The sequence below is a fragment of the Aquimarina acroporae genome (genome assembly GCF_023195925.1).
GTDB classification, from domain to species: domain Bacteria; phylum Bacteroidota; class Bacteroidia; order Flavobacteriales; family Flavobacteriaceae; genus Aquimarina; species Aquimarina acroporae.
On sequence record NZ_JALPRE010000007.1, the window covers coordinates 381,140 to 396,999 of the forward strand.

The window sequence follows — 15,860 nt, forward strand, 5'->3', positions numbered from 1 at the left end:
ATTACTAAAACCTAAGAATATCTTAATTTTTTGTTAATTATTCATTTTTAGTTATATTCGCACACTGCCTAAATTTATTCATAACTTACATTACTTATAGAATGAAAAAACTATTATTCCTTGTAATAGTATGGCCTGCTATTGCATTTTCTCAAAATTTTATTGAAAACGGTAGTCTCGAGTTCTGGGACGATATGCTTCTCACACCACTAGACTGGTCTATAGAAGGCAACGTTTCAGAAGACAACACAGAATTCACAAATGGTGGTTCTAGCGCTCTTTTAATTAACGGCACAACTGGCCCTAAATTAACAGCAACTAATTACAACCTAGAAGTAGGAAAAACCTATCAATTAAGTTTCGATTACAAAGTAAAAACAGCAAATCCTTCTTTTGGGCAACAAGTCATTGGGTATGCTTATGGAGGTGCAGATTTCACCCCAAACAGCAATCGAAGTAGAATCCCACAAAACTTTAATTGGAACACAGTTACTACAGAACTTATACCCACTAATACTGAAAGCTGGTATCTCGAGATAAGCCTCTTTTCATTTATTGCTGATGCATTTGAGGTATATATCGACAACGTTCAGGTAATTGAGACCGGTACCACTGCGCAAAAAGATGCATTAATAGCACTTTATAATGCTACCGATGGACCTAATTGGACAAATACCTGGGATTTGAATGCCGATATGAGTACATGGTATGGTGTAACTCTTGATGTTTCTGGAAATGTCGAATCTCTTTATTTATTTGATAATGGATTAAATGGTAGTATTCCTACAAACATTGAAGATTTAACGGCATTAAAAAGCTTAAATCTAAATAACAATGCGCTATCTGGAGTTGTACCTATTGAATTATATGGCTTGACAGAATTAGAATATGTTGGTTTAGACAATAGTCAATTAGAAGGTGAAATCCCTGCAGACATCGGAAACCTTACAAAACTTAATGGTTTAGCCCTGTCCAATAATAAATTTACCGGTTTAATTCCTATAGAACTATATAGCTTAACTAACCTCCAAACATTATCGCTTAAAGGAAACCAGTTTGATGGGGAAATTAGTTCAGATATAGGAAATCTTACAAAGCTTACAAGTCTGGATCTAGATGACAATGAGTTTACAGGAAACATCCCTTCAGAAATCGGAAATTTAACCTCTTTGACCTATTTAACATTTGCATCTAATCAATTATCTGGATCAATCCCTTTGGAACTATACAGTTTATCAGCCTTGGAAGTCCTTTGGTTAAATGACAATCAACTATTTGGTGAAATTCCAGCAGAAATTGGAAATCTTAACAATGTATACTCCTTAAACCTAAGCGAAAATCGATTATTTGGTACATTACCAGTAGAAATAGGAAATCTGATTGACTTACAATTTCTTCTACTATCTAACAATCAAATAACTGGTGAAATCCCAACTAGTATAGGCAACTTAACTAATTTACTTTATCTAAATCTCCGTAATAATGAATTCACAGGAGAGATCCCAGCAGAAATTGGGAATTTATCCAACCTCCTCAGTTTAACTCTTAGCTTTAATACTTTTACGGGAAGCATTCCTACCGAAATTGGAAATCTTACACAACTTTCCTATTTAGACATGTTACGTACGGGTGTTTCAGGAAATATCCCTTCGAGTATAGGGAATTTGATAAATTTAAATCAATTAAGGTTAGATGGAAATAAGCTAGAAGGACCAATACCTGATGAAATTACAAATCTTTCGAACCTTCAAAATCTATTGTTAGGGGACAATAAACTTTCAGGAACTATTCCTAACAATATAGGTGATATGGCAGCTCTTGTAGATATTTACTTAGATGGCAATGAACTTACTGGAAGTATACCTCTTAGTATTACAAACCTAACCAACCTAAATAGGCTTTCTGTAAGTAGCAATAATCTTGAAGGGCAAATTCCAGACTTAACTGGTCTTCCTTTGGAAGTACTTTATATAAGCTACAATTCATTTGTGTTTGAAGATCTTGAAGCGAACTTTAGTTATTACACTAGCAATCTTGAAACTTATAGTTATGATTACCAAAATCCTTTTGATAATGAAATAACTCTTACACCCACAGAAAGATCAAGCGTCGAACTTTCGGTAGAAGGCACTCAAAGTGTTAACAACATCTATCAATGGAAAAAAGATGGTAACAATATCCCGAATGCTAATAGCCGCATTTTAACCATTTCAAATGTTTCTGCAGATGACATAGGAGAATACACCTGTTCGGTTACCAATAGCATTGTTACCGATATGACTATATTCAGAAAGACAATAACTGTAAACGTTCAGTTTCTTGATGATGACAATGATGGAATAACCAATGACAAAGACCAATGCCCTAATACTCCTGTAGGAGAAATCGCAGATCAAAATGGGTGTGCAACTTCAGAATTATCAGATATAGAATCTGGTGATATCACACTAGTAGCAATCAGCACCTCTTGTCCCGATGTAGATAATGGAGAAGTAAGTTTAGCGTTTAAGAAAAATCATTTGTATGAAATTCGTATATCGAGTGATACAGAAAACAGAACCTATAACAACTTCAATTTTAATGATGGTTTTATAATTCCAAATCTGGCTCCCGGAACCTATGAAGTATGTGTAACCGCTTCTGATATTCCTCGTTTTTCTCAATGCTATACTGCTATCATTGAAAGAACAGAAAGCTTAAAGGTATCTGAAATTAACACAGACAGCAAAGTAGCTACTTATAAACTATCTGGAAGTAAACACTACACTGTTACTGTTAACTCAAAAAACTATGAGTTTAACTTTGAAGATACCTTGGAAAAAGAAGTGACTCTTGAGCTTGAAAAAGGAAGCAACCTTATCGAAATCAAAACTGATAAAGAGTGTCAGGGAACATTCAAAAAGAATGTGATAGGAAATGGAATAATCGTCTACCCATTACCAGCAGGTGATTACATTAATATAGCTGGAGTTACCGAAGGTAAAATATCTGTCAACGTACGTAACATTAACGGAAGAACAGTATTTATGTCTTCTGTAAACAATATAAATAATGAGTATCAGATCCCTTTACACAATCTATCAACTGGGATGTATTTACTCTCCATAACTACACCATCACAAACTATAAATACTAAAATATTCAAGAAATGAAAATCTTAAAATATATATTTTTCATAGTCGTAATTACCCTTCAATCTTGTGGAGGGAGCGATGACAGCCCGGCTCCTCTTGAACTAGGTTCTTTTAGCCTTCTTTTCCCAATTAATAATGAAATATGTACAGAGGGAGCAGAAATTACTAATGACATGGTCTCCATCCCTTTCAATTGGGGGATAGCAGATAATGCAACTTCTTACGTGATTGAAGTTACAAATACCAAAACTGGGGAGAAATATGAAGAAAATACGAGCACTAACTCGGGAGATGTCATAGTACCAAAAGGAATACAGTTCACCTGGAAAGTAACGGCTTATCTTAATGGTGAGAGCAAAGACAGTAATGATATCTGGAATTTTTATTCCGAAGGTATTACAACATCTAATCATATTCCTTTTCCAGCCAAAATCACCTTGCAAGACAATAAAAACAGTACTATAAACATCTTATGGGAAGGATTAGATCTCGACAATGATATTGATGGTTATGATATCTATATGCAAAATAGTTTGAATAGTGGAAATCCAGAACTAATACAAAGCACTAGCGAAACTAGTATTCTCAATTTTACCATCACTTATGATGTCGTATATGACCTGGAAATCATTACAAAAGATAAAAATGGAAATACCTCTTCAAGCAAAAGAACTTTCAAGTTTACAAACTAACAGTTTCTAAAGTAAAATAAAAGACCTTCTATGATATCATAGAAGGTCTTTTATTTTATATCATTTTTAATAATATCTAAGCTTATTGTTTTTGATATACGAGCTCTACTTTTTTAGTTAACTCGCCTTCAAAAAAAGTCCACTCATCAGAGACTTTTAGTTGATCCCCATCGACTTCAAAAGTTTGCGTACTTCCATCCTCATATGTGAACACCAATGATGAGTCAGAAAGTTGGTACGATGCATTTTTGGTCTCACCTCCGCAGGTACTCTGCACCTCCGAACCAGTATCTAAATACCCAAATTCGCTGGTGAAATTATAGCCTCCAGTAATACTTTCTAATACGATTCTAGAACTCCCATAACAATCGGTTTCTAATGTTTCGTTTCTATTAGCAATATTATCACCATTAAGATCCATAGGATTATCGGTATTCACCTCGATAAGCTTGTAGGTAACCTCAGCAAAACCGCTAGAATCATCGTCACTTGAACATGATGTTAATACCACCCCTAAACACAATACGTAAAAAAATAAGTTTTTCATAGTTTATTGAATTGATTTGTTTGTTTACCCTCCAACAATACCAATTACCATACCAATACTTTCAAACAGATACAACTCAATTACTTATTAATCAATTAATACCTGACTCACAGTTTTTTAGAATATTTATATTTCAAAACTTTAACTAAATAAGAAAAAATATCTTTTAAGAACACACTACAAAGCTTTACAAAAAAACACTCCTTATAGAACAATAACTAGTAGAGCTTTCTAAACCAATATGAAGAAAATCCTAAAGGTTATTTATGTCTTTATAAAAGTCATAGTAGTTAAGAAACGTAGGAATTACAGGGCCATTAAACGGATTTGGACCATTGAATAAAACACAAACTCCGATTCCGTTTTCAGGATCGAGCATGATTTGGGTTTTGTATTGATTTACGTTACCCCCATGATACACAACTCTTCTACCTCTGTAATCTAATACTCTCCAGCCCAGAGCGTAATAGGAATCTGACACTCCATCCCAGAGATTCACATAGGTGTCTTTGTCACTAGTACAAATTCGAGGATTAAAGATTTCACTAAGTCTTTCTTTAGAAATAATATCTGGGCGATGTCCTAACAGTACTTTTAGATACTCCCCCATGTCAGAAATTGAAGCATTAATACCTCCTGCTGCGGCTACATTGTAATAATTTTTATGCAAATCATCTTTTCTATATTTTTTAGAATAATGATTATACGAATGAGGCAAAGCGACGTTAGAATTACTCTTAATCTCAGTAAAAGAGCTCGACGCTGTGCTCATATTTGCTGGATAAAATATTCGTTCACGAAGCAAGGTCTCAAAACTTTTTTCTGTTTGATTTTCCATAACCTTTTCAATAACAGAAAACATTGCATTTTGATATTCGTATTCGACTCCTTCCTTCTTTACAACACCTTTTCTTTTGAAATTCTTGATAATTTGTTCCAAAGACATTCCACTTTGAATAAGTCTGGTATACGTATAAGGATATAAACCGGTAGTATGAGATAACACGTGACTCACTTTAAGACGATTGGCCTGTTCACGATCTCGTAAATCAAAGTCCTTAACAATTTCTTTAACCCCTAACTCCCACTCTAGTTCATTGTGATCAACTAAATTACCTGCAAGAACTGCAGTAACTCCTTTAGACAAACTCGCAATTCTAAATACACTATTTACATCTACAGAGTCCTGGGTATGTATTTCTTTTACTCCAAATCCTTTTTTATAGATTACCGTAGAATCTTTAACAATGACCACTGCTGCTCCTGGACATTCTGATACATTAAAATTGGTAGCAAAAAACTTCTCATAATGATTCAGAAAAAATGCCAACGAATCCTTTTTTGTTTCCACAGGTTTTGAGTCTAACTTCGTCACCTTTTCTTCCGTATTTTTCGAAGTATTACAGGATAACAAACAGGCCAACAACGCTACATAAAAATATCTAATCATATTGCAACAAATCTAGAGAGCCGCAATATATACTTAAAAACTTATAGCACAAACCTGTATGTCGCTTTTATTAAAAAAGTATTATTAGGTTGTTGATCAAGAATTTGATTATTTAAACTCCTAAACAGATGATCTCCTGGATCACCAGAACCATTTACCCCTTGTGACCAAACCAAAAATATTTCTGAACCAGGAATATATTCCCATCGTAGTACCAAATTAGATCTAAACTGCACAAAAGCAAAATCTGGATTATCAAAAGTGTAATCTGTTATTCCGTCTCTATCTTCATCAACAGAGTATGCATCGTCTGCAAAAGAGATCTGGTTCTGGTCGAACAGTGTTACTCTTTCATTTAAATCTTCTGCAACAGGATTATTAACGAAGTTAAATTCTTTATATCTACCCCTGGAGATAAAAGGCTCTCCATAATACTGTATTGTCAGGTTAGGATTGATATTATAATTTACACGAATACTGGCGCTCAAAGTTTGCTGATCAATATTTGCAGTTATATATCTAGAGGTTCCATTAAAATCAACATCGGTTACATACTGTGTCTTGTTAGGGTTTTGTCTGAATTGCGGATTCAAAGACACACTCAATGCATTAAAAGGTTGATAGTTCAATCGAACCACATATCTATTAAAGGAGAAGTTGTTTTGTTTCGCTCTAGATCCATTATACCCCAAGGTGAAACTGAATTTTTTCCTTCTATCTGATCCAAAAAACAGAAAAGCAAAATTCTCATCAGAGAAACGCCATCTTGGGCCTCCTTGCAAAATAGTATTAGAAAAAATTCTGGGTTTATGTCCAAAACCTACCTCGGTCCACCAATTGTTGATGTAATTCATCTCTCCTCTAAGGAAATATTGAATTCGGTTATAATTTCCATCAAAATCAAAAGTTGCAAATTGTTCTGCAAAGATATTTGCTCTACGGTATAACTTTGTAGGTTTCAGAAACAAGTAACGAACATTTGCAAATTGCCTTATTTCATCTGCTTGCCGCAAGAAACCTATATCATTAAGTTCTAGTTCTGGTGATCTCCAAAAGATTCCAGCATTATACCGCCAGCGTCCTCCTCCAGATTTTCCTCCAACAAGCTTACCTCCAGTACCCGTTAAAGATGTTCGATTAGGATCGACCTCTACATGACCTGCGTCAGGTCTTTGAAAATTGTGCGTAAGCTCTCTTTGGGTATTTTCTATAGCTTCTTTTGACCCTTCTACATGACTTAGAACCATGTTCCCTTCGAGATAGTATTTCCTATCCTTCCAGTTATGTCTAAAATCTAGTCCCCCTGAGTAAGCAGATTTCCTTAGGCTGTTCAAATTATTTTCACGGGTACCTATTAACTCTGACGTTTCATCGGTGTTAGGATTATCACTATCGATTTCGAATTGATCTCCCAAATCGCGATTGGTGGCGGTAAAAATACCTCCAATATAGGTATTACGCTCATTAAAATCCTTTTGGATTCTTCCGACAAAATAATTGGTAAATGGTTCCACTACGGCCTCACGCTCGTTGCCGTTTTCATCCTGTATAGTAGCAATTTCTCTTTCTGTTATGCTTTCCAAAACCCCAATTGACCACCCATCTTTGGTTTTTCCACTAAATTTTGCAGCACCAAGAATAGTGGTATTTGTTGGTGTATCTACAAATTCTCCATCTAAAGTATTGATAGAACCTTGAGGGTTTCTCCCAATTCTCCGAGAATAAAATACATTATCAAACCCGTTTGCAAATCTGTAATCGAAAATATTTTTGTTTTCTACAAAAAATGGTCTCTGCTCTCTAAAAAATATTTGAAAACCATCTAAAGCTATTGCTGCCGGGTCTGCCTCTACTTGGCCAAAATCTGGATTCACAGTTAAATCTAAGGTAAGATCATTGGTTATACCAATTTTAGCATCTAACCCTCCATTAAGTTTGAATTCATCCCCATCTCGAAAAGGATTTCCTTCTTCGGCAGGAAACGTATCATATTGTGTAACAGCAAAAGGTTGTATTTCTAATTGTTTTTGAGGTTCAATATCTATTAAACCATGAAGCTCTCCAAACTCACTTACCCATCCTGGTGCATCTTGCGGAATACGCTGCCAAACCGAACGTTCTTCGTTTCTAAAAAAACGTCGATTCACCTGAAGCCCCCATATTTGCTCCTTACTTTTCCCAAATTTCACTTGGCTTAATGGAATTTTCACTTCAGCCGTCCACCCCTCGTCATCAATATTGGTAGCGGTATACCAGATAGGATTCCAACTACCATCCCAATTATCTCCATTCCGAGAGATAAATTCATCTCCCTTAACTCCTGCAGCAGTTATTGTAAATGAAAACCCTGTTCTTTTATCATGATAGGTATCTAAGTTAATCTCAACCCAGTCACCAGCAAAACCATCTCGGCGAGACAATCTTTTTTCAATCTTTTCAGGTTCGGTATCATAACATCGGTAAGCTACATAGAGATATTTTTGATCATATACTATTTTAAATTTGGTTTGTTGTGAAGGTGGGGTATTCTCATCAGGTTCATTCTCGGTAAAATCACCGGTCCATTCAACGATATCCCAACTAGCTTCATCTATAATCCCATCAATCTTTGGGGGTTCCGCATTTTTAAGAGGTTTGGTCGTATAAATTCTCTTTTTCACTGTACTTGTAGAGTCTTGAGCCAAGAGAATTGTAGGAAACAAAAAAAACACCCAGAGATGGCATAAATACTTCATGATGATTAGTCGTTTAATGATTGATTTCTCTAAGATGACAGAAATAATCCTACATTGTCACACTTTATTTCTTTTTTTAGTAAAAAATTAACACGAATTATAACTTTAACTCTGTGAAATCAACAATTTAATATCACCAATCGCAATCTATCTGATAACCAACCAGTCATCTAAAAAAAATAATATCAACTTGCTGTTTGCTATATAAATATATAATTGTACATTTGCACCCCTATTTTATATAGGAAAAGGAATGTTTAATTAGTAAAATTTATTAGTGTGGACACATTAAGTTACAAAACAGTATCTGCCAACAAAGGAACCGTTACCAAAGAATGGTTACATGTAGATGCTGAAGGACAGACTTTGGGTCGTCTATCTTCTGTAGTAGCAGTGTTACTAAGAGGAAAGCACAAACCTAGCTTTACCCCACACGTTGATTGCGGTGACAATGTAGTTATTACAAATGCTGCTAAAATCAACTTAACAGGAAAAAAGTGGACAGATAAATCTTATATCCGTCACACTGGATACCCTGGAGGGCAAAGAAGTCTTACTGCTCAGGAATTGTATGACAAAAACCCAGAGCGTTTAATCGAAAAAGCGGTAAAAGGAATGTTACCTAAAAACAAATTAGGTGCAGCTTTATTCCGTAATTTAAAGGTATATGCTGGAGCAGAACATAATCAAGATGCTCAGCAGCCTAAAACTGTTAACTTAAACGAATTTAAGTAATGGAAGTTATTCACAAAATTGGTCGTAGAAAAACGGCTGTAGCCAGAGTATATCTTAAAGATGGTTCTGGAAAAATTACGGTTAATAAAAAAGACCTTAATGACTACTTCACTACTGCTACTTTACAATATAAAGTAAATCAACCTTTAGCTTTAACAGAAAACGAAGGTAAATACGATGTAAATGTAAATGTATACGGAGGTGGAGTTACTGGTCAGGCAGAAGCTGTACGTTTAGCTATATCAAGAGCGGTATGTGAACTAGACGAAGAAAACAGATCTATCCTTAAACCAGAAGGTTTGTTAACCAGAGATCCAAGAATGGTAGAGCGTAAGAAATTCGGTCAGAAGAAAGCTCGTAAGAAATTCCAGTTCTCTAAACGTTAATTTATTAAACATGTATTTGTTGTTACCTCGTCGATTTCGAGGGTTAGTTTAGCATCTAAATGCACAAGGCCATATCAAAAACCGATTGCCACTTGAGCATTGCTAATTCAACAGAACGTAAACTATTACAAAAATGGCAAACAATATCGAAGTAAAAGAATTACTTGATGCAGGTGTACACTTTGGTCACCTGACAAGAAGATGGGATCCAAACATGGCACCATATATCTATATGGAACGTAATGGGATTCACATTATCAATCTATATAAAACTGCTGCAAAAATCGACGAAGCTAGTGAAGCTTTAAAAAAGATTGCAGCGTCCGGCAGAAAAATCCTTTTTGTTGCGACCAAAAAACAAGCTAAAGAAATCGTAGCCGAAAAAGCTAGCAAAGCGAACCAACCATACATTACTGAAAGATGGCCTGGTGGTATGTTAACCAACTTTGTTACTATTCGTAAAGCTGTTAAAAAAATGGCTGCTATCGATAGAATGAAGAAAGATGGTACCTTCAACACATTATCTAAAAAAGAACGTTTACAGGTAGATCGTTTGAGAGCAAAATTAGAAAAGAACTTAGGTTCTATTTCTGATATGACTCGTTTACCAGGAGCGTTATTTGTAGTTGATATTACTCGTGAACACATCGCAGTAAAAGAAGCTCAGAAATTAAACATTCCTATTTTCGCAATGGTTGACACAAACTCTGACCCTCGTCAGGTAGATTATGTTATCCCAGCGAATGATGATGCTTCTAAGTCTATTGACAAAGTGATGAATTTTGTAAGCGACGCAATTATTGAAGGTTTAAATGAAAGAAAAGCTTCTAAGGACGCTCCTAAAAAAGATGCTCCTGCAAAAGCTGAAGCAGCTAAGCCAAAGGCAGCTGCACCTGAAGTTGAAGTAGTAGCAGAAACTGCAAAGCAAGAAGAAGAATAAACGAATATATCGTTTAACAGTCTTTAAAAGTTACAGGTTAAGCATGCTTTTAGCAAACTTAACTTTAACATAAAATTGATGAGTCGTTTAGTTCTTTACTTTTGCAGTACAAACTAAACGACTTGTTTTTTATACAAACAACACATTACACATTAAATTTTAAAGTTATGGCAAAGATTACGGCCGCAGAAGTAAATAAATTAAGAAAAACAACAGGTGCTGGAATGATGGATTGTAAAAAAGCACTTGTAGAAGCTGAAGGTGATTTTGATAAAGCTATCGAAATCCTTAGAAAAAAAGGTCAGAAAGTTGCTGCAAACAGAGCCGACAGAGATTCTACCGAAGGTGCTGTAATTGCAAAAGTAAATGATGCAAAAAACAAAGGAGTTATCGTTTCACTTAACTGCGAAACTGATTTCGTAGGTAAAAACGAAACTTTTGTTTCTTTGGCTCATGAACTTGCAGAATTAGCATTATCTGCTTCTTCAAAAGAAGATTTACTTGCTAAAGATTTTAATGGTATCACTGTTCAAGAAAAACTTACTGAGCAAACTGGTGTAATTGGAGAAAAAATCGAAATAGGAGATTTTAGAGTATTAGAAGCTCCTTTTGTAGGTTCTTATATCCACGCTGGAAACAAAATAGGAGTATTAACAGGACTTTCTCAAAGTGCTGATGGCGCAGAGGTTGTTGCCAAAGATGTTGCTATGCAAGCTGCTGCGATGAATCCAGTTGCTTTAAATGAAGATGGTGTTGATCAGTCTGTAATCGATAAAGAAATCGAGATTGCAAAAGATCAATTACGTCAAGAAGGCAAACCAGAAGAAATGCTTGACAATATCGCTAAAGGAAAAATCAAACGTTTCTTTAAAGACAACACTTTAGTTAACCAAGCATTTATCAAAGATAATAAGAAGAGTGTTTCTGATTACGTAAAGACTCTTGGAGATGTATCTGTAGTTGCTTTTGAAAGAGTAGCTTTAGGATAATTAAAAAAATGTCATTTTAATTGACAAAAACAAAAAACCGCTTCTTTTCAGAAGCGGTTTTTTTTCGTCTTCATTTTTCGAAATATATCATTAAGACCTCAAACTCTACAAAACCTTAAACTCTTAAAGGTTTTATCCCCCATAATAAGATCAGTTCCCCAATTGATCCTAAAAAGTCAGAGCATCTATGGTAATATTTCTCATCCCCTTCACTTTTTGTTTTCCTTGGAGCAAACGTATAACATAATTAAAAGCCAATCAATACCCAGTGCAGGGGAAAAACACCCTTTTTTTACGGAAAAGCCTAACTTTAACATTTAAAACAAAAGTTTACCTTTATACCGTAAAGTAATTTTCTAAATTAAGAATATCATTATATTTGCACCACAGTTCAAAAATCGCAATGAAATACAACAGAATATTACTTAAGTTATCTGGCGAAGCCTTAATGGGTGAACGTCAGTATGGTATCGACCCAAAAAGATTGGCAGAATATGCTTATGAAATCAAACAAATCACTGATAAAGGTGTAGAAGTAGCCATCGTAATTGGTGGAGGTAATATTTTCAGAGGTGTTGCCGGAGCCAGTAAAGGGATGGATCGTGTGCAGGGGGATCATATGGGAATGTTAGCCACGGTTATTAATGGATTAGCATTACAAAGTGCTTTGGAAGATGCAGGAATCCCAACACGCTTGCAGTCTGCTGTAAAAATTAACGAAGTAGCAGAGCCTTTTATTCGAAGAAGAGCATTACGCCATTTGGAAAAAGGAAGAGTTGTTATTTTTGGAGGAGGAACCGGGAATCCTTATTTTACAACCGACTCTGCAGCTGTACTTCGAGCTATTGAAATACAAGCAGATGTTATCCTCAAAGGAACAAGAGTTGACGGTATTTATACTGCAGACCCAGAAAAAGATGCAGACGCAACAAAATTTGATTTTATATCATTCGATGATGTACTTCAGAAAGGTCTTAAAGTAATGGATACTACAGCATTCACACTTAGTCAGGAAAATGAGTTACCTATAATAGTATTCGATATGAATAAAGCTGGAAATTTACTAAAAGTAGTTGCCGGTGAATCTGTAGGCACACAAGTTAACCTTTAATTAAATTGGCTTATTTTTTGATCAGTCAAAAGAAAAGATTAAAACAATGAACGAAGAAATAGATTTTATTCTGGATTCTACCAAAGAATCAATGCAAGCTGCAATCGTGCATTTAGAAAAAAAATTACTTAATATTAGAGCTGGAAAAGCTTCTCCAGCTATGCTAGGAAGTGTTTTGGTTGAATATTACGGTTCACCTACTCCATTAAATCAGGTAGGAAATGTTACCACTCCCGACGCCAGAACGATAAGCATACAGCCTTTTGAAAAATCTTTAATTCCAGAGATCGAAAAAGGAATAATGATGGCTAACCTCGGCTTTAACCCTATGAATAATGGAGAAAGTGTGATTATCAATGTTCCTCCTTTAACCGAAGAGCGACGTAAAGAACTTGTGAAGCAAGCCAAGGCAGAAGCCGAAGATTCTAAAGTAGGAGTTCGTAACGATCGAAAGACGGCTAATAATGACATCAAAAAGCTGGAAAAAGATGGACTATCTGAGGATATGGCCAAAAATGCAGAAGTAGACATACAAGAGCTTACTAATTCATTTATCAAAAAGATTGATGAAATGCTAAATCTAAAGGAAAAAGAGATCATGACAGTTTAAACCGCTTAGGTTTAGTTAATAATATCTCAAAGCGTTTTCTATATGGAAACGCTTTTTTGTATCTTCGCCTTTTTTGAACCTCTTCCTAATAATGCAGAACAAATTTTTTTGTTTATTATTTTTTATACCCTTTATTACCCTATCCCAAGTAAGTATTAGAGGAATTGTTATTGACAAGGCATCTAATCAGCCCCTACCATTTGCCACGATAAAAACCAACACTTCGTCTTTTGCACTTACCTCTGTAGATGGAGAATTTATTATTCGTTGCAAAACATCTCCAGTTAGTTTAACGATAAGTTATCAAGGCTATCAAACTAAAACTCTTACCGTAGAGTCTAAACAAGATAAAGTCAAAATAGAACTATCTCCAGAAGAGGGAAATCTGGGCGCCTTGAACTTAGATGCCAAAGAAAATGTAGCTTCCAAAATTATTCAAGAAGCTATTCGCAAAAAAAGACAAAATGACCCCAAAAAGTCATTTAAAAGTTACTCTTATAAGAGTTATACCAAATTTAAAATTACCGAAGATAACCAAGCTAGACTAAAAACCCTTGATACTACCAGCACCGATATTGAGCAAATTTTTAATAAAGCACACTCTTTCCTATCTGAAAAAGTAAGTTATTATCAATTCAAAAAGGGACTAGAAGAAAAGGAAACGGTCTTAGCCACAAGAATGACAGGGTTTGAAGATCCAGTATATAATGTTTTGGGCATAAAGGTACAATCGAACTCTTTGTACAATGAAGACTACACCATCTTCAACGATAAATTTGTTGGTCCCTTATCCAGTAGAGCTTTAAAGAACTATTATTACAAAGTTTTAAATACTACTCAAGATGAAAAACCTGCTTTTGTTATACTTTTTCAACCAAGAAAGTCAAAAAAATACGCAAGCTTAGAAGGAGTTTTATATATAGACATAAAAACATTAGCGATTCAAAAAGCGATTATTGAGCTTAGAGGAGAGCTTAATGTAATGGCCAGACACGATTTTGAATATTTTCCTGAACATGAAAACTGGTTCCCAAAAAGTCAGGAAATAACAATAAGACCCGGTAACGGCAAGCAAAAAGTAAATCTGTTTGGTGGACAAATATCTGTAGGTCGGTTAGGTGTTGATCAAAAGAGTTTTACCGGAAACAACGATTTTCTTATTTCAAAAACTGACATCTTCGATATTACACTTAACGACACCAAAGAAATAAAGGCCACTCAACCTACTATAAAAATTGATCCCGACGCAAAATCAAGACCAGAATCGTACTGGAAGCAATATAGAACCAGTGCAATCACAGAAAAAGATTTAAACTCGTTTCCAATAGTCGACAGCATAGTAAAAGCCCAGAATATTAAACGACGTATAAATGTTATTCAAAGCTTCAATGTAGGATATTACCCTGTGGGATTTTTCGATTTTGACCTTACCTATCCCGTAAAATACAACAATTTCGAAGGTATGCGACTGGGCCTGGGAGGACTTACCAATGCAAAGTTTTCTAAACGTTTCAGGCTTGAAGGATATTGGGTTTACGGATTTAGAGATGACAAAGCCAAATTTGGAGTTGGAGGAGGTGTATTGCTAAATAAAAACTCCAGTTCATGGCTCAATGTAAATTATACAGACGACATTAAAGAAGTAGGAAGCTTTTTCTATCTAACAGACAGAAGAGTATATTCTCTATTCGAACCCAGATTGGTAAATATTGATTTCTATTATAAACACAGGACCTGGGGCACCAGTTTACAACACCAAATTTCTCCCAAACTTCTCTCAGAAACGCAATTGACTGTTAGCAACATCAATCAAACCGGAGGCTATAGATATATAAAGGGCAACGAATCTTTTTCATCCTATAAAACCGCAGAGTCTACAATAGCGTTGAGATGGAGCCCATTTAGCAAATTTCTAAAGACCCCAAACGGATTAAAAGAAATCCGAGATGGGTACCCCAAAATTACGGCTCAATATACGCAGGGTTTCAAAGGTATCTTCGATAGCAACTTCAACTATAGCAAAATTGGTATTAAAGCAGAGTATATGATTAACAGAATTAATCAATCAAGCACAAGTTTTTTGTTGGAGGCCGATTTAGCTTCTGGAGATGTACCTCTTACCCATTTATACCATGCGTACCCTAATGCACCAACCAAAGAAACCGTATTTCAAAGATTTTCTGTAGCGGGACGAAGAACTTTCGAAACTATGTTTTTTGGAGAATTCTTTAGTGATCGATTAGCAACCCTACAAATAAAACACAGAATAGAACCCGTAAAAATTACAAGTTGGTTTAAACCCGAAGTAGTTTTTATTACAAGATATGCTATTGGTGGCGTTAGCAATATCGAGAATCACCAAGGTGTAAATTTCACTTCCCTAGAAGACTTATATCAAGAATCTGGATTAGAAATCAATAAATTATTTGCAGGCTTCGGATTAAGTTTTGCCTACCGCTATGGTGCTTATCATTTACCTAAGTTTGATGATAATTTATCCTTCAAATTTACATTCTATTTGAAACTCTAGT

General features: G+C 35.1%; 12 protein-coding genes. 9 read left to right on the plus strand and 3 right to left on the minus strand.

Annotation, left to right across the window (positions count from 1 at the left end; all coding sequences use genetic code 11):
* Nucleotides 1-101: 101 nt before the first annotated feature.
* Both M0D21_RS12880 and M0D21_RS12885 read left to right on the plus strand, forming a co-directional pair.
* Complete coding sequence (locus tag M0D21_RS12880) at nt 102-3,152, plus strand: leucine-rich repeat domain-containing protein (RefSeq protein ID WP_248330111.1); 3,051 nt, start codon at nt 102-104, stop codon at nt 3,150-3,152.
* Nucleotides 3,149-3,826, plus strand: a complete 678-nt coding sequence (locus M0D21_RS12885) for a hypothetical protein (RefSeq protein WP_248330113.1) — start codon at nt 3,149-3,151, stop codon at nt 3,824-3,826. Before M0D21_RS12880 ends, M0D21_RS12885 begins: the two co-directional genes overlap by 4 nt.
* An 82-nt stretch (nt 3,827-3,908) precedes the next feature.
* Here M0D21_RS12885 and M0D21_RS12890 read toward each other — a convergent pair whose 3' ends face one another.
* From M0D21_RS12890 to M0D21_RS12900, 3 genes are all read right to left on the minus strand, one after another.
* Nucleotides 3,909-4,373 carry a hypothetical protein gene (locus M0D21_RS12890; RefSeq protein WP_248330115.1) on the minus strand — a complete coding sequence of 155 codons (465 nt, stop codon included), beginning with the start codon at nt 4,371-4,373 and terminating at the stop codon, nt 3,909-3,911.
* Between the two features lie 253 nt (nt 4,374-4,626).
* Nucleotides 4,627-5,823, minus strand: coding sequence for a serine hydrolase domain-containing protein (locus M0D21_RS12895; protein WP_248330117.1), 1,197 nt, complete (start codon nt 5,821-5,823; stop codon nt 4,627-4,629).
* Nucleotides 5,824-5,864: 41 nt separating this feature from the next.
* Complete coding sequence (locus tag M0D21_RS12900; protein WP_248330119.1) at nt 5,865-8,558, minus strand: DUF5916 domain-containing protein; 2,694 nt, start codon at nt 8,556-8,558, stop codon at nt 5,865-5,867.
* A gap of 279 nt (nt 8,559-8,837) precedes the next feature.
* On the opposite strand from M0D21_RS12900, the gene rplM reads away from it, so the two are divergent.
* The 7 genes from rplM to M0D21_RS12935 all read left to right on the plus strand — a co-directional run bounded on the left by rplM (nt 8,838) and on the right by M0D21_RS12935 (nt 15,859).
* Nucleotides 8,838-9,293 carry a 50S ribosomal protein L13 gene (gene rplM / locus M0D21_RS12905; RefSeq protein WP_248330121.1) on the plus strand — a complete coding sequence of 152 codons (456 nt, stop codon included), beginning with the start codon at nt 8,838-8,840 and terminating at the stop codon, nt 9,291-9,293.
* Nucleotides 9,293-9,679 (plus strand): 30S ribosomal protein S9, encoded by a 387-nt coding sequence (rpsI, locus tag M0D21_RS12910; protein WP_248330123.1) that lies wholly within the window; start codon nt 9,293-9,295, stop codon nt 9,677-9,679. Before rplM ends, rpsI begins: the two co-directional genes overlap by 1 nt.
* 133 nt (nt 9,680-9,812) lie before the next feature.
* Nucleotides 9,813-10,619, plus strand: coding sequence for a 30S ribosomal protein S2 (gene rpsB, locus M0D21_RS12915; protein ID WP_248330125.1), 807 nt, complete (start codon nt 9,813-9,815; stop codon nt 10,617-10,619).
* A 167-nt stretch (nt 10,620-10,786) separates the two neighbouring features.
* Nucleotides 10,787-11,608 carry a translation elongation factor Ts gene (gene tsf, locus M0D21_RS12920; RefSeq protein ID WP_248330127.1) on the plus strand — a complete coding sequence of 274 codons (822 nt, stop codon included), beginning with the start codon at nt 10,787-10,789 and terminating at the stop codon, nt 11,606-11,608.
* A 403-nt stretch (nt 11,609-12,011) separates the two neighbouring features.
* Nucleotides 12,012-12,719 carry a UMP kinase gene (gene pyrH, locus M0D21_RS12925; protein ID WP_248330129.1) on the plus strand — a complete coding sequence of 236 codons (708 nt, stop codon included), beginning with the start codon at nt 12,012-12,014 and terminating at the stop codon, nt 12,717-12,719.
* 46 nt (nt 12,720-12,765) lie between these two features.
* Nucleotides 12,766-13,329, plus strand: coding sequence for a ribosome recycling factor (gene frr, locus M0D21_RS12930; RefSeq protein ID WP_248330131.1), 564 nt, complete (start codon nt 12,766-12,768; stop codon nt 13,327-13,329).
* Nucleotides 13,330-13,420: 91 nt separating this feature from the next.
* Nucleotides 13,421-15,859, plus strand: a complete 2,439-nt coding sequence (locus M0D21_RS12935) for a DUF5686 family protein (protein WP_248330133.1) — start codon at nt 13,421-13,423, stop codon at nt 15,857-15,859.
* Nucleotide 15,860 lies beyond the last annotated feature (1 nt).

Coding starts and splice junctions, on each gene's coding strand:
- M0D21_RS12880 (WP_248330111.1), top strand. CDS start 102: ATGAAAAAACTATTATTCCTTGTAATAGTATGGCCTGCTATTGCATTT.
- M0D21_RS12885 (WP_248330113.1), top strand. CDS start 3,149: ATGAAAATCTTAAAATATATATTTTTCATAGTCGTAATTACCCTTCAA.
- M0D21_RS12890 (WP_248330115.1), bottom strand. CDS start 4,373: ATGAAAAACTTATTTTTTTACGTATTGTGTTTAGGGGTGGTATTAACA.
- M0D21_RS12895 (WP_248330117.1), bottom strand. CDS start 5,823: ATGATTAGATATTTTTATGTAGCGTTGTTGGCCTGTTTGTTATCCTGT.
- M0D21_RS12900 (WP_248330119.1), bottom strand. CDS start 8,558: ATGAAGTATTTATGCCATCTCTGGGTGTTTTTTTTGTTTCCTACAATT.
- rpsI (WP_248330123.1), top strand. CDS start 9,293: ATGGAAGTTATTCACAAAATTGGTCGTAGAAAAACGGCTGTAGCCAGA.
- rpsB (WP_248330125.1), top strand. CDS start 9,813: ATGGCAAACAATATCGAAGTAAAAGAATTACTTGATGCAGGTGTACAC.
- tsf (WP_248330127.1), top strand. CDS start 10,787: ATGGCAAAGATTACGGCCGCAGAAGTAAATAAATTAAGAAAAACAACA.
- pyrH (WP_248330129.1), top strand. CDS start 12,012: ATGAAATACAACAGAATATTACTTAAGTTATCTGGCGAAGCCTTAATG.
- frr (WP_248330131.1), top strand. CDS start 12,766: ATGAACGAAGAAATAGATTTTATTCTGGATTCTACCAAAGAATCAATG.
- M0D21_RS12935 (WP_248330133.1), top strand. CDS start 13,421: ATGCAGAACAAATTTTTTTGTTTATTATTTTTTATACCCTTTATTACC.